The sequence below is a fragment of the Demequina sp. NBRC 110054 genome (genome assembly GCF_002090115.1).
In the GTDB taxonomy this organism is placed as follows: domain Bacteria; phylum Actinomycetota; class Actinomycetes; order Actinomycetales; family Demequinaceae; genus Demequina.
This window is the reverse complement of the sequence record NZ_BBRK01000005.1, coordinates 53,752-65,819: the sequence shown is the minus strand read 5'-3', so window position 1 is coordinate 65,819 and position 12,068 is coordinate 53,752. Positions and strand designations below refer to the sequence as shown.

Annotated in this window: 12 protein-coding genes and 1 tRNA gene; 6 read left to right on the top strand and 7 right to left on the bottom strand. The window is 69.2% G+C overall.

Features of this window, described 5'->3' with window-relative positions:
* Window positions 1–150 precede the first annotated feature (150 nt).
* Window positions 151–969 (top strand): PD-(D/E)XK nuclease family protein, encoded by an 819-nt coding sequence (locus tag B7K23_RS09595; protein ID WP_084126374.1) that lies wholly within the window; start codon window positions 151–153, stop codon window positions 967–969.
* Here B7K23_RS09595 and B7K23_RS09590 read toward each other — a convergent pair.
* A complete protein-coding gene (locus B7K23_RS09590) occupies window positions 966–2,543 on the bottom strand; it encodes a methyl-accepting chemotaxis protein (RefSeq protein ID WP_084126373.1) in 1,578 nt (525 codons plus the stop codon). The two genes, B7K23_RS09595 and B7K23_RS09590, sit on opposite strands and share 4 nt — an antisense overlap.
* Window positions 2,544–2,653: 110 nt before the next feature.
* Window positions 2,654–3,337 (bottom strand): HAD family phosphatase, encoded by a 684-nt coding sequence (locus tag B7K23_RS09585; RefSeq protein ID WP_234996484.1) that lies wholly within the window; start codon window positions 3,335–3,337, stop codon window positions 2,654–2,656.
* A 23-nt stretch (window positions 3,338–3,360) separates the two neighbouring features.
* Between B7K23_RS09585 and B7K23_RS09580 the strand changes: the two genes are divergently transcribed.
* Complete coding sequence (locus B7K23_RS09580; protein ID WP_084126372.1) at window positions 3,361–4,224, top strand: PAC2 family protein; 864 nt, start codon at window positions 3,361–3,363, stop codon at window positions 4,222–4,224.
* A 93-nt stretch (window positions 4,225–4,317) separates the two neighbouring features.
* Here B7K23_RS09580 and B7K23_RS09575 read toward each other — a convergent pair whose 3' ends face one another.
* Window positions 4,318–5,178 carry an undecaprenyl-diphosphate phosphatase gene (locus B7K23_RS09575; RefSeq protein WP_084126371.1) on the bottom strand — a complete coding sequence of 287 codons (861 nt, stop codon included), beginning with the start codon at window positions 5,176–5,178 and terminating at the stop codon, window positions 4,318–4,320.
* Window positions 5,179–5,245: 67 nt separating this feature from the next.
* On the opposite strand from B7K23_RS09575, the gene B7K23_RS09570 reads away from it, so the two are divergent.
* Window positions 5,246–6,208: an aldo/keto reductase gene (locus B7K23_RS09570; RefSeq protein WP_084126370.1), complete on the top strand. Its 963-nt coding sequence runs from the start codon at window positions 5,246–5,248 to the stop codon at window positions 6,206–6,208.
* A 27-nt stretch (window positions 6,209–6,235) separates the two neighbouring features.
* Here B7K23_RS09570 and B7K23_RS09565 read toward each other — a convergent pair whose 3' ends face one another.
* On the bottom strand, window positions 6,236–6,508 hold the full coding sequence (locus tag B7K23_RS09565) for a hypothetical protein (RefSeq protein ID WP_084126369.1): 273 nt from the start codon (window positions 6,506–6,508) through the stop codon (window positions 6,236–6,238).
* A 42-nt stretch (window positions 6,509–6,550) separates the two neighbouring features.
* Between B7K23_RS09565 and B7K23_RS16045 the strand changes: the two genes are divergently transcribed.
* Complete coding sequence (locus B7K23_RS16045; RefSeq protein WP_084126368.1) at window positions 6,551–6,811, top strand: DUF5703 family protein; 261 nt, start codon at window positions 6,551–6,553, stop codon at window positions 6,809–6,811.
* Between the two features lie 15 nt (window positions 6,812–6,826).
* On the opposite strand, the gene B7K23_RS09555 is transcribed toward B7K23_RS16045, so the two are convergent.
* Window positions 6,827–8,125, bottom strand: coding sequence for a M20/M25/M40 family metallo-hydrolase (locus B7K23_RS09555; protein WP_084126367.1), 1,299 nt, complete (start codon window positions 8,123–8,125; stop codon window positions 6,827–6,829).
* Between the two features lie 67 nt (window positions 8,126–8,192).
* Window positions 8,193–8,281: transfer RNA gene (locus tag B7K23_RS09550), tRNA-Leu, on the bottom strand.
* A 475-nt stretch (window positions 8,282–8,756) separates the two neighbouring features.
* Here B7K23_RS09550 and B7K23_RS09545 point away from each other — a divergent pair.
* Complete coding sequence (locus B7K23_RS09545) at window positions 8,757–9,536, top strand: hypothetical protein (RefSeq protein ID WP_084126366.1); 780 nt, start codon at window positions 8,757–8,759, stop codon at window positions 9,534–9,536.
* 31 nt (window positions 9,537–9,567) lie between these two features.
* The gene (locus B7K23_RS09540; RefSeq protein WP_084126365.1) at window positions 9,568–11,787 is read left to right on the top strand and encodes a sodium-translocating pyrophosphatase; all 2,220 of its coding nucleotides are present in this window, start codon (window positions 9,568–9,570) and stop codon (window positions 11,785–11,787) included.
* A gap of 94 nt (window positions 11,788–11,881) precedes the next feature.
* Here the strand turns inward: B7K23_RS09540 and B7K23_RS15845 are convergent, their stop codons facing one another.
* Window positions 11,882–12,028, bottom strand: a complete 147-nt coding sequence (locus tag B7K23_RS15845) for a GPGG-motif small membrane protein (protein ID WP_200809819.1) — start codon at window positions 12,026–12,028, stop codon at window positions 11,882–11,884.
* Window positions 12,029–12,068 lie beyond the last annotated feature (40 nt).

Genomic DNA, 12,068 nt, shown 5'->3' with positions numbered 1-12,068 from the left:
TGCTTGGGGATCACCGTGCCGCTCGCGCCTTTCCCGGGGGCGACGACCCGGCGTCAGGCCTCGCGACCGTCGCACTGGCCCGGGGGGGGACCACTGGGCGTCGGGCCTCGCGACCGTCGCTCTGTCGGAGCCCGCGCGTAGGGTGTCCGCATGGCCAGACGACCCGCACTCTCCCCCTCGCGCGCGAGCGACTTCCGTCAGTGCCCGCTCATGTTCAGGCTGCGCACGATCGACCGGATCCCGGAACCGCCGTCGGCCGCCGCGACGCTCGGCACGCTCGTCCACTCGGTGCTCGAGGACCTGTTCGACCTGCCCGCCGACGCACGCACCGAGGAGGCGGCCACGGCCGCGGTCGCGCCCGGCTGGGAGCGCATGCTCGCGAAGAAGCCGGAGCTCGCAGACCTGCACGAGGACGATGCGGCCCTCGCCTCATGGCTCGAGGACGGTCGTGCCCGGGTGCGGACCTACTTCACGCTCGAGAATCCCACGCGGCTCGAACCGACGGGCCGCGAGGAGTTCGTCGAGCTGCAGCTCCCGAACGGACCGCTGCTGCGCGGCATCATCGACCGGGTCGAGACCGCGCCCGACGGGTCGATCCGCCTGTCCGACTACAAGACCGGGAAGACTCCCCACCCGCGTTACGGGACCAAGGAGCGCTTCCAGATGAAGTTCTACGCGCTGCTTGTCGAGCGCCTGAAGGGAACGCGCCCGGCCCTCCTGCAGCTGCTGTTCCTCAAGGACGGCGGCACGCTCATGCTGCGCCCGACCGCCGAGGACATCGCGAACGTCGAGGCGGAGATCCGCGACCTGTGGGCGGAGATCGCCGCGTGCGCCCGCACCGCCGAGTTCCGGGCCCGGCCGAGCAAGCTGTGCGATTGGTGCAGCTTCCAGGCGCTGTGCCCGCAGTTCGGCGGTACCCCTCCCGAGCTCACCGCCGACAAGGCGATGACCGCGCTGGGCGTCGCCTAGCTGTCGAGCGCGGCCGCCCGGAGGCGGCTCGAGGTCTCGGCGAGCGCCGATGCCGCGGCGCTGACCTGACGGACGCCCTCAGAGGTGCGGGCCGACGCCGCGCCGATCTGCTCGAGCGAGCCCGCGATCATGCGGCTGCTGTCGGCGATGCGCTCGGTGCTGTCGGCCATCTCCGAGGTCGTCGCCGTCTGCTCCTCGACCGCTCCCGCGATCGTCGCCTGGAAGTCCGAGATGTTGCGGATGATCTCGCCGATGCGCGTGATCTCCTCGGAAGCGCGCTCGACGGTCGTCTGGATGCCGGTGACGCGCTCCGAGATGCCACCCGTCGCTCGGGCGGTCTCCTGGGCGAGGTCCTTGACCTCCTCGGCGACGACGGCGAAGCCCGAACCCGCCTCCCCTGCACGTGCCGCCTCGATCGTCGCGTTGAGGGCGAGCAGGTTCGTCTGCTCGGCGATCGCCGTGATGACGTTCACCACCGCACCGATCTCCTCGCTCGACGAACCGAGCTCCTCGACGGTGCGGCTCGTCGCCTCGGACGCCTCAACCGCCTCGGCCGCCATTCGCGCGACGGACTGGGCGTTCTCGGCGATCTCGCGGATCGATGCGCCCATCTGAGTGGTCGCGGAGGCGATCGTGTCGATGCCGACGCTGACCTCCGCGGCGGCGCCGACCACGGCGGACGTCCGCTCGTTCGACTCATCCACGTCGGTGGTCATGCCGTGCGAACTGCTCGCGAGCGACGTGGCCGCGCCGTCGAGCTCCTCGACCGCAGCGCTGACGTTGCGCGACACCGCGGCCGCGCGGTCGAGCGTCCCGTTGAGTGCGACGGCGAGGCGCTCGAGCTCGGTGCGCCCGCCACCCTCCGGCAGCCTCGTGTCGAGATCGCCCGAGGCGAGGACGTCGGTCGCGGACGACACGGCGCGGATGATCGAACGACCGATGACGTAGGCGGCCCCGGCGACCACCACGAGAATCCCCAGGCCCCACAGGGCCATGCCGACGGCCGCGTCCCACGCCGCGGCGCGAACGTCGTCGACGTAGATGCCCGAGCCGACGATCCAGCCCCACTCGTCGATCCCCTGGACGTACGAGATCTTCGGTGCCGCGACCTCGGAGTCGGGCTTGGGCCACATGTAGTCGACGAAGCCCGAGCCGTCGGCCTGCACCGCGTCGACGAACTCCACGAAGATCGCGGTGCCGTTCGAGTCGGTGATGCCGCTCAGGTCCGTGCCGTCGAGCTCGGGCTTGATCGGGTGGACGATCATCGTGGGCGACTGATCGTTGATCCAGAAGTACTCGGACTCGGAGTACCGCAGTGCGCCGATCGCGGCGATCGCGCCCGCCTGCGCCTCCTCGGTCGTGAGGGCGCCCGACTGCTCCTGGGCCACGAAGCCCTCGATGATGTCTGCGGCCACCTCGACCACCTGCCTGGTCGCGTCCTGACGCTCGCCCATGAGGCGGTTCTCGAGCGTGACGGAGCTCACGACGATGAGCGCGACGATGCCCACTGCAGTGAGCGCGCCGATGGTCAGGATCCTGCCCTTGATGGACATCGAGCGGAGCGTGCGGGACATGTGGCTCTCCTCCGGGATGGTTGGTGACCCACCCATCGGACCGGGACCAAAGTCCTTGAGGCAAAAACAACTACTCGACGAGTGTCGACCTCTGCGGCCGCCGAGAACGGCTACTCGTCGAGCTCGTCGATCACTCGTCCAGCCGCGATCTCCCGGATCGTGCCGAGGCCGACCCCGTCGAACGACCGCACCCGGCTCACGCCCTCGATCCTCTCGACCGGGGTGAGCCGCCTCACCGCGAGGGTCTTGGCGCCGGATGCCGCCGCGGAGCGCACGCCCGAGCGCGAGTCCTCGATCGCGACGCAGCGCTTGATGTCCACACCGAGCCGGCTCGCGGCGAGGAGGTAGGCCTCAGGATCCGGCTTCCCACGCTCGACCTCATCGCCGGAGACCACGACCTGGAACGCCTCTGGCGCACGCGCCTGGAAGGCCGCCGCGAGCCGCGCATAGGACATCGTGACGAGCGCGCACGGGATGCCGGCCGACACGACCTCGTTGAGCAGCGATCGCGCGTCCTCCTGCCACGGGACGCGCTCCGTCACGTCCCCCGCGACGGAGGACACGAGGAAGTCGATGATCTCGTCCTCGGGCAGGTCCACGCCCCGCGCGGCGAGCACGCTCGCAGAGTACGGCAGCGCCTGCCCCACGAGCTCGAGCCCGTCCTCGTCGGTCCACTCCACCCCATACCGCGTCGCGAGTGCCTTCTCGGCGGCGATCCAGTAGGGCTCGGAGTCGATCAGGGTGCCGTCCATGTCCCACAGGACTGCGGCCGGGTCGGAGGAGTGTGGATTCACGGCCGTCAGTCTAGGCTGGCCGGATGAACGAGGAGACCGACGCCCCGCACCTCCCCGAGGACGAGTCCGTGATGATCGCGGCGTTCGAGGGCTGGAACGATGCCGGCACCGCCGCATCGGCCGCGCTCGATCACCTCGCGGAGTCCTGGGAGGCCCGCGAGCACGCGATCCTGGATCCCGAGGAGTACCACGACTTCCAGGTGAGCAGGCCGTCGATCACGCGCCTCGCCTCGGGAGACAAGGTGCTGTCGTGGCCGGGCTCGGTGATCTCCCTCGCGCAGGGAGAGTGGCGCGGCAGCCGGGACATCGCCCTCGTGCGTGGCATCGAGCCGTCGATGCGCTGGCGCTCCTTCGCCGAGGAGGTGCTCGACCATGCCGAGGACCTCGAGGTGACGACTCTCATCACGTGCGGCGCGCTGCTCGTGGATGTGCCGCACACCCGACCCCTGCCCACCTTCGTGAGCTCCGAGAGCGCGTCCGCGCGGGCGCTGTTCGACCTCGAGCGTTCGGACTACGAGGGACCCACGGGGATCCTCGGCGTGCTGGGCCACGAGGCCGAGCTGCGCGGCATCACGGTGCTGTCGATGTGGGTGGGCGTGCCGCACTACGTCGCGCATCCGCCGAGCCCCAAGGGCACGGTCGCGCTGCTGAGCCAGATTGAGCGCTTCCTCGGCGTCTCGATCGACCTCGGCGACCTTCCGTACGAGGCCGAGGCGTGGACGCGCGGCGCCAACGAGCTCATGGAGGACGACGACGAGATCGCCCAGCACGTGGACCGGCTCGAGTCGATGATGGACGAGGCGAGCCTCCCCGAGGCCTCGGGAGACGCGATCGCCGCCGAGTTCGAGCGCTTCCTGCGCCGCCGCGACGGCGGCACCGGCAAGTAGCGTCGGCGGCGTGAGCGGCACGCCCTCGGCCGTACCTCGCGGTGCGTCCGCCGACTGGGCGCGCGCCGCATCGTCCGGGCGCGGCGACCGCGGCTACAGCGCCGTCACGACCCCTGTGGCCAGCAGGCCGACGATGACGAGCGCGAAGGCGATCCGGTAGATCACGAACGGCATGAACGAGTGCGTCGTGATGAGCCTCAGGAACCAGACGATGACCGCGTAGCCCACCACGAACGCCACGAGAGTCGCGATCGCGGTGGCCGCCAGGCCCGGGCCGGACGGGTCGGTCAGCCCCTCGTACTCGGTCGCGAGCTCGAACAGACCCGAGCCCAGCACCGCGGGGATCGCGAGCAGGAACGAGTAGCGGGCCGCGGCCTCGCGCGTGAGCCCCAGGAACAGGCCGATCGAGATCGTGCCGCCCGAGCGGGACACTCCCGGCACGAGGGCCATGGCCTGTGCGAACCCGAGCGCGATCGCGTCCTTCGCAGTGAGCTCCTTGATCTCGCGGTGCTTGGAGCCGACGCGGTCCGCCCACGCGAGCACGAGAGCGAATACCGCGAGCACGGTCGCCGTGATCCACAGGTTCCGCAGATGAGTCTCGATCGAATCCTTGAACAGCACGCCCAGGATGACGATCGGGAAGGAGCCGATGATGACCCACCAGCCGAGCCTCGCCTCAGGGCTGTGCGCGCCGAATCTCGCCGCACGGTCCTTGCCATCGTGCCCGAACAGCGCGGCGAACCACGCGCGCAGGATGTTCACGATGTCCTTGCGGAAGTACACCAGCACTGCGGCCTCGGTGCCGATCTGGATGATCGCCGTGAAGGCGGCGCCGGGGTCCGACCCATGGGGCAGGAGCTCACCGAGCACGCGGATGTGCGCGCTCGACGAGATCGGAAGGAACTCGGTCAGGCCCTGGATCAGGCCGAGAAGAACAGACTCCCACCACGTCATGGACGCAAGGCTAGCGCCCGCGCGTCGCATCGCGTGCACCGCTGTGGAGACCGGTAGCGTCGTCCGCATGCAGCGCAGGAAGGTCGGTTCGAGCGGTCTCGAGGTGTCGCGCCTCGGCCTGGGCACGATGACCTGGAGCAGGGACACCTCCCCCGAGGAGGCGGGCGACCAGCTCGACATGTTCCTCGACGCGGGCGGCACGCTGCTCGACACCGCCGCGACGTACGCAGACGGAGGCTCCGAGTCCCTGATCGGCACGCTGCTCTCCGGCACCATCTCGCGCGGCGAGGTCCAGATCTGCACCAAGGCCGGCATCAAGCGCACGCCCGCGGGCGGCATGATCGACGCCTCGCGCGACACGATGCTCGACACGCTCGACGCCTCGCTGAGCAGGCTCGGGACCGATCACGTCGATCTGTGGCTCGTCCACGCCTACGACGCGGTCACGCCGTCGGATGAGACGCTGCACGCCCTCGAGATCGCGGTGAGCTCAGGCCGCGCGCGATACGTGGGCGTCTCGAACTACCCGGGCTGGGCCACGGCGCGCATCGCGACGCAGGCCACGGGAAGGCCATCGATCACGGCGACGCAGATGGAGTACTCGCTGCTCCAGCGCGGGATCGAGCGGGAGGTCGTGCCCGCGGCGCGCAGCCTGGGCCTCGGGGTCATGGCATGGTCACCGCTCGGCAGAGGCGTCCTCACCGGCAAGTACCGCGCCGCGGTCCCCGCGGACTCTCGAGCGGCCTCCGAGCACCTGGCCGGCTTCGTCGAGCCGTACCTCGGCGATCGTGAGCACGTCGTGGTGGACGCGCTCGCCACGGCCTCCGACGGGCTGGGCCTGACCCCTCAGGAGGTCGCCCTGGCCTGGGTGCTCTCCCGCGAGTGGATCTCGTCCGCCATCGTCGGAGCGCGCACCGCGCGTCAGCTCGAGACGTCGCTCGAGGCGGCCGACCTCGAGCTTCCGCCCGCGATCCGCGAGGCGCTCGACGAGGTCACCGCACCCGAGCTGGGCTACCCGGAGCGCAGGTAGGGGGCGTACGATGACGAACTCGATCGTTCAGCTGAGCTCGAACTCCTCGATGTCGTCGTCCATCTCGTCCTCGTCCTCGGCCGCGTGGGAGTCCAGTTCGTCCGTGTCGTCGAGCACCACCGGCAGTGTCTCGCCGAACTCATCGTCCAGCGCCGACTCGTACGCCTCGAAGGCCTCGGCCAGCGCGTCGTACGCATCGTCCACGGCGACGTCATCGTCGCCACGGCGACCAGCCACTGCTGCCAGGTGCTCCTCGAAGGCGGCCTCCAGGCGCCTCAGCGCCTCACGCGACTCGTTCATGCAACTGACGGTACCCGCGACTGCACCGAAATGGGAGGGATCATGAAGAACAGCAGGACCACACGCACCGACGGCCACGTCGTCTCGCCGGCGCGCCCCAGGGAGTCCGCACGGTCCCACCTCGAGTGGCGCGTCGTCGACATCCCTCGCGACGTCACTCGTTCCGAGGCGCGCGCGATGCTCACGGAGCAGGCCGAGTACGGCAAGTGGGAGCTCGCGCGCACCCAGCGGTTCATCGGCGGCGCGCGCCGCGTGTGGCTGCGTCGACGGACGATGCGCGTGGACCGCTACGACGCGGCCTGAGCCGCCTCGGGCGTCTCAGCAGTCCAGGAGGAACTGCTCGACGACGTCGGCGCCGACCTCGAGCGAGCGGATCGGGATGCGCTCGTCGATCGCGTGGAACAGGCTCGAGAAGTCGAGCCCGTCGGGGAGCATGAGCGGCGCGAAGCCGTAGCCGTGGATCCCGAGCTGCGCGAGGTGCTTGTTGTCGGTGCCGCCCATCATCATGTACGGCAGCGCGATGGCCTCCGGGTCGGCGGTGCGCAGCGCGGCGATCATCTTGTCGACCACGGGTGTGTCGAACGGCGCCTCGACCGCGGGCTGCTCGATGTACTGCTCGACCTTGACGTGGGTGCCCGCGAGCTCCTCGAGCTCGCGCAGCACGGACTCCTGCTGGCCCGGCAGGTACCGCACGTCGATGTAGCCGGTCGCGACGTCCGGGATGACGTTGGACTTGTAGCCCGCGTCGAGCATCGTCGGGTTGGAGGTGTTGCGCAGCGATGCCTCGATCATGCGGCTCACCGGACCCATGCCTGCGACGATCTCGGCGACCCGCTCCTCGGTGGGCTCGTACTCGAGGCCGAGGAGCTCGGCCGCACCACGGAGCAGCGCCTCGGACGTGGGCGTGATGTCGAGGGGCCAGGTGTGGGCGCCGATGCGGCTCATCGCGCCCGAGAGGTGCGCGACCGCGTTGTCGTGGTGGACCAGGCTGCCGTGGCCCTGCACACCGGTGCCGACGAGGCGCAGCCACGAGATCCCCTTCTCCGCGGTCTGGATCAGGTAGGTCCGCTTGCCTCCGACCGAGACGGAGAAGCCGCCGACCTCGGAGATGGCCTCGGTCGCGCCGCGGAAGTCGTCGGGGTGGTTCTCCACCATCCACTGCGCGCCCCGCCGGCCGCCGTGCTCCTCGTCCGCGAAGAATGCGATCACGATGTCACGGGCCGGCTTGCGACCGGCCTCGATGATCCTCTTCACCGCTTCGAGGTACATCGCGGCGATGCCCTTCATGTCGACGGCCCCGCGACCCCAGATCATCTCGTCGTGGATCTCAGCGGCGAACGGCGGGTAGGTCCACTCCTCGGGGAACGCAGGGACGACGTCGAGGTGGCCGTGCAGCACGAGCGGCGGGCGCGTGCGGTCGGCGCCCTCCCACAGCGCGGTGACGCTCGTGCGCCCAGGCGCGGCCTCGCGGATCACGGGCTCGAGCCCCAGGTTCGACAGGAACGTCGCGACGTACTCGGTCGCGACGCGCTCCCCCGGGCCGGGGTCGTCCCCGTAGTTCGACGTGTCGATGCGGATGAGGTCCTGCGTGAGCTGGATGAGCGACTCCTGGGTCATGCTCGCCAGCCTAGTGACCTGTGACGGGAGGAAATGACGAAGGCCCCTCCGAGGAGGGGCCTTCCGATGGTGTCCGAGGGGGGACTTGAACCCCCACGCCCTTAAACGGGCACTAGCACCTCAAGCTAGCGCGTCTGCCAATTCCGCCACCCGGACGAGGTGGACCGAGGACCCTTCCGGGCGCCTCAGCGCGGATAGAAGAATAGCACGCATCTCGGGGGGTCGATTGCCACTTCGTCGACACGACCCCTCACCACCCCTCGCCGAACGGTCGACACACGCTTCTCGCCCCAGGCTCCCCCGCCGCATCGTCCGCGTGTCGCCTGCCAACCCGCGCGCGCATCGTCCGCATGTCGGGAACTCTCCGCCGGAGCATCGTCCACGCGCACGTGCCTCTCTCGAGACCCGCCGACCCGGGATCCGGACCCGGCCCACCGATGCCCCTTCACGGTCGTACCAGTGTGAACGCGCACATGCGAGCGCTCCGTGGCAGGCTGGCAATGACGTTCACGGGGCCTCCGTTCCGCCGATTCCGCACCTCGACGGGACCAAGGGCCCAGGTAGCACCACCGGTCGCGCCCCTAGCGTCGAAGGCGAGGCATTACTCCAGTCAACGAAGACGGGAACACTGATGACGACGAACTTCTATCTCTCGCTCATCCCCGAGGCGCTCATCGCCTCGATGCTCACTCCGGAGGAGTTCGGTCTCTACTACGCGATCGGCAATGCGAAGCGCTCGCGCGGCCAGGCGGTCTTCTTCTCGATCGATGCCGAGCGGCTCCCGGCCGACGCCTTCGACCTGTCGGGCGTCGCCGAGAGATGCGTGCCGCACCCGGACGGAACGCCGAAGCGCTCGCTCTACATCGCGATCTACCGCGTGCTTGAGCGCATCCCGCGCGAGGCGATCACGGCGCTGCACCTCGCGACGGACGACGGCCGTGTCCTCACGCTCGAGCCCTCGGAGTACGAGCCCGGGGCGACGGGCTGGTCCCACCTCTATCAGGAGTTCTGCCCGGTCTCCCCGCGCGTGGTGTCGACCCTCGACCCCGCCGGCTTCACGGACTTCATCACCGACCAGGATCAGCCCGTGCACGTGCCCCGCATCGTGTTCGCGGAGCTCACGCTCGGCGCGCTCGCGCAGAATCCCGCAGCCGGCGCCGCCGACGACCTGCCGTACCCGAACGTCGGCCACCTCCGCGACTGCCTGATCGAGCTCGCCGACGGCGGCGGCAAGCCCACGAAGACGGTGCTGCGCCAGATGACGCAGGAGGTGCTCTTCCGCACCGTGAGCGGCGGCTTCTACGTCGGCGACAGCACGGGCATCACGACCTTCGCGCTTCCCACCCTCGATGCGCTCGAACGCGAGCACTACGCGTGGTGGCGCTCCGCCCAGTCCACCTTCGGTCAGTAAGCGTCCCCGACCCCAACCTCGAGAGGAACCCATGCCTGTCTGGTTCTGGCTGGTGCCCATCGCCTCGGTGATGGCGCTCGGCGCCGCCTACTACTTCTTCTCCGTCATGATGAAAGAGTCCGAGGGCACGGAGACGATGGAGCGCATCGCGCTTCATGTGCGCAACGGCGCCCTCGCGTACCTCAAGCAGCAGTACAAGGTCGTCGGCATCGTCCTGGGCTCGCTGACGATCCTGTTCTGCTTCCTCGCCTACGGGCTGCACGTGCAGAACCCCTGGGTGCCGTTCGCGTTCCTCACGGGTGGCCTGTTCTCCGGCCTCGCGGGCTTCATCGGGATGCGGACGGCAACGTATGCCTCGGCACGCACCGCGAACGCCGCCCGCCACTCGCTCAACAAGGGCCTCAACGTCGCGTTCCGCTCGGGCGCCGTCATGGGGCTCACCGTGGTCGGCCTGGGACTGCTCGACATCTCGATCTGGTTCTTCGTGCTCACCCAGTTCTACGACATCGAGGAGTCCCAGCACGTCGTGGTCATCACGACGACGATGCTGACGTTCGGCATGGGCGCCGCGGTCCAGTCGCTGTTCGCTCGCGTGGGCGGCGGCATCTTCACCAAGGCCGCCGACGTCGGCGCCGACCTCGTGGGCAAGATCGAGGCGGGCATCCCCGAGGACGATCCGCGCAACCCCGCGACGATCGCGGACAACGTGGGCGACAACGTCGGCGACGTGGCCGGCATGGGCGCCGACCTCTACGAGTCCTATGTGGGTGTGATCCTCGCCTCCGCAGCGCTGGGCGCCGCCGCGTACTACAGCTCCGGCACGGACGTGCAGATCCTCGCGGTGATCGCACCGATGGTAATCGGCGCGATCGGCGCGCTGCTGTCGATCGTCGGCGTCTTCTTCGTCCGCACCAAGGAGGGCGCGACCCAGAAGGACCTGCTGGGCTCGCTGGGCCGCGGTGTGAACGGCGCCGCCGTGCTGATCGCGGCGCTGTCGCTCGGCGTGCTGTGGCTCATGGACATGCCGAACATGTGGGGCCTGTGGCTCGCGCTCATGATCGGCCTGCTCACGGGCATCGCGATCGGCCAGGCCGCGGAGTACTTCACCTCGGAGAGCTACAAGCCGACGAAGACCATCGCCGCGGCGAGCAAGACCGGTCCGGCGACCGTCATCATCGCCGGAATCGGCTCCGGCATGCTCTCCGTCGCGGTGCCCGTCATCGCGGTCGTGCTCGGCACCACCCTGGCGTACTACTTCGGCTCCGGCTTCGAGTACTCGACCGAGACCATGAACCTCGGCCTGTACGGCATCGGCATGGCCGCCGTCGGCATGCTGTCCACGCTCGGCATCACGCTGGCCACGGACGCGTACGGCCCGATCGCCGACAACGCGGGCGGCAACGCCGAGATGTCGGGGCTTCCGCCCGAGGTCCGTCAGCGCACCGACGCGCTCGACTCGCTCGGCAACACCACCGCCGCGACAGGCAAGGGCTTCGCGATCGGGTCCGCTGCTCTGACAGGCATGGCGCTCCTGGCCTCATACATCGAGGAGGTGAAGATCGGCATCTCGCACGTCCTCGAGCGCGGCAGCGACTTCATCTTCCCCGACGGCACGACGCTCGCCGCGGGTGCGGTGGACGAGCTCCAGTCGCTCGACCTCATGCAGATGATGACCTACTTCGAGGTCGTGCTCATCAACCCCAAGGTGATCGTGTCGATGTTCACGGGCGCGATGCTCGCGTTCGCGTTCTCCGGCATCACGATGAACGCCGTCGGACGCGCCGCCGGGCAGATGGTCGACGAGGTGCGCCGCCAGTTCCGGGAGATCCCCGGGATCATGAGTGGCGAGACCGACCCCGACTACGCGCGCTGCGTCTCGATCTCCACCAAGGCGGCCCAGCGGGAGATGATGATGCCTGCGATCCTTGCGCTCGCCGCGCCCGTGATCATCGGCCTCATCTTCGGCGTCCCCGGCGTGCTCGGCCTGCTCATCGGTGCGATGGTGGCCGGATTCTCGCTGTCGATGTTCCAGGCCAACTCCGGTGGCGCGTGGGACAACGCGAAGAAGTACATCGAGCAGGGCAACCACGGAGGCAAGGGATCCGAGGCTCACAAGGCCGCGGTCATCGGCGACACGGTCGGCGACCCCTTCAAGGACACCTCCGGTCCCGGCCTCAACATCCTCGTCAAGCTGATGTCGATGGAGTCCATCGTCATCGCGGGCGTGACCGTTGCGGTGCACCTGGTCTGACGCGTTCCCTCAGCACACTCGCACAGACTCACCGCACACGACGAAGCCCGCACCCCCAGGGGTGCGGGCTTCGCTCGTCTCGCGCTCGCGCGCGTCAGGTGAGGAGGCTCACGCCGCCGGGCCCGATGAGCAGGGCGACGACGATGAGGACGATGCCCCACAGGATGTCCTTCTGAAGGATCCTGACGACTCCGATGATGCCGATGATCACTGCAGCGATCCACAGGATGGCGTCCCACATGATTGGTACCTCATTCCTTCTCGATGTTGCGTGGTCACCG

Excerpts from the sequence above, each read along its gene's own strand:
- B7K23_RS09595 (WP_084126374.1), top strand. The coding sequence starts at position 151 with ATGGCCAGACGACCCGCACTCTCCCCCTCGCGCGCGAGCGACTTCCGT.
- B7K23_RS09590 (WP_084126373.1), bottom strand. The coding sequence starts at position 2,543 with ATGTCCCGCACGCTCCGCTCGATGTCCATCAAGGGCAGGATCCTGACC.
- B7K23_RS09580 (WP_084126372.1), top strand. The coding sequence starts at position 3,361 with ATGAACGAGGAGACCGACGCCCCGCACCTCCCCGAGGACGAGTCCGTG.
- B7K23_RS09575 (WP_084126371.1), bottom strand. The coding sequence starts at position 5,178 with ATGACGTGGTGGGAGTCTGTTCTTCTCGGCCTGATCCAGGGCCTGACC.
- B7K23_RS09570 (WP_084126370.1), top strand. The coding sequence starts at position 5,246 with ATGCAGCGCAGGAAGGTCGGTTCGAGCGGTCTCGAGGTGTCGCGCCTC.
- B7K23_RS09565 (WP_084126369.1), bottom strand. The coding sequence starts at position 6,508 with ATGAACGAGTCGCGTGAGGCGCTGAGGCGCCTGGAGGCCGCCTTCGAG.
- B7K23_RS16045 (WP_084126368.1), top strand. The coding sequence starts at position 6,551 with ATGAAGAACAGCAGGACCACACGCACCGACGGCCACGTCGTCTCGCCG.
- B7K23_RS09555 (WP_084126367.1), bottom strand. The coding sequence starts at position 8,125 with ATGACCCAGGAGTCGCTCATCCAGCTCACGCAGGACCTCATCCGCATC.
- B7K23_RS09545 (WP_084126366.1), top strand. The coding sequence starts at position 8,757 with ATGACGACGAACTTCTATCTCTCGCTCATCCCCGAGGCGCTCATCGCC.
- B7K23_RS09540 (WP_084126365.1), top strand. The coding sequence starts at position 9,568 with ATGCCTGTCTGGTTCTGGCTGGTGCCCATCGCCTCGGTGATGGCGCTC.
- B7K23_RS15845 (WP_200809819.1), bottom strand. The coding sequence starts at position 12,028 with ATGTGGGACGCCATCCTGTGGATCGCTGCAGTGATCATCGGCATCATC.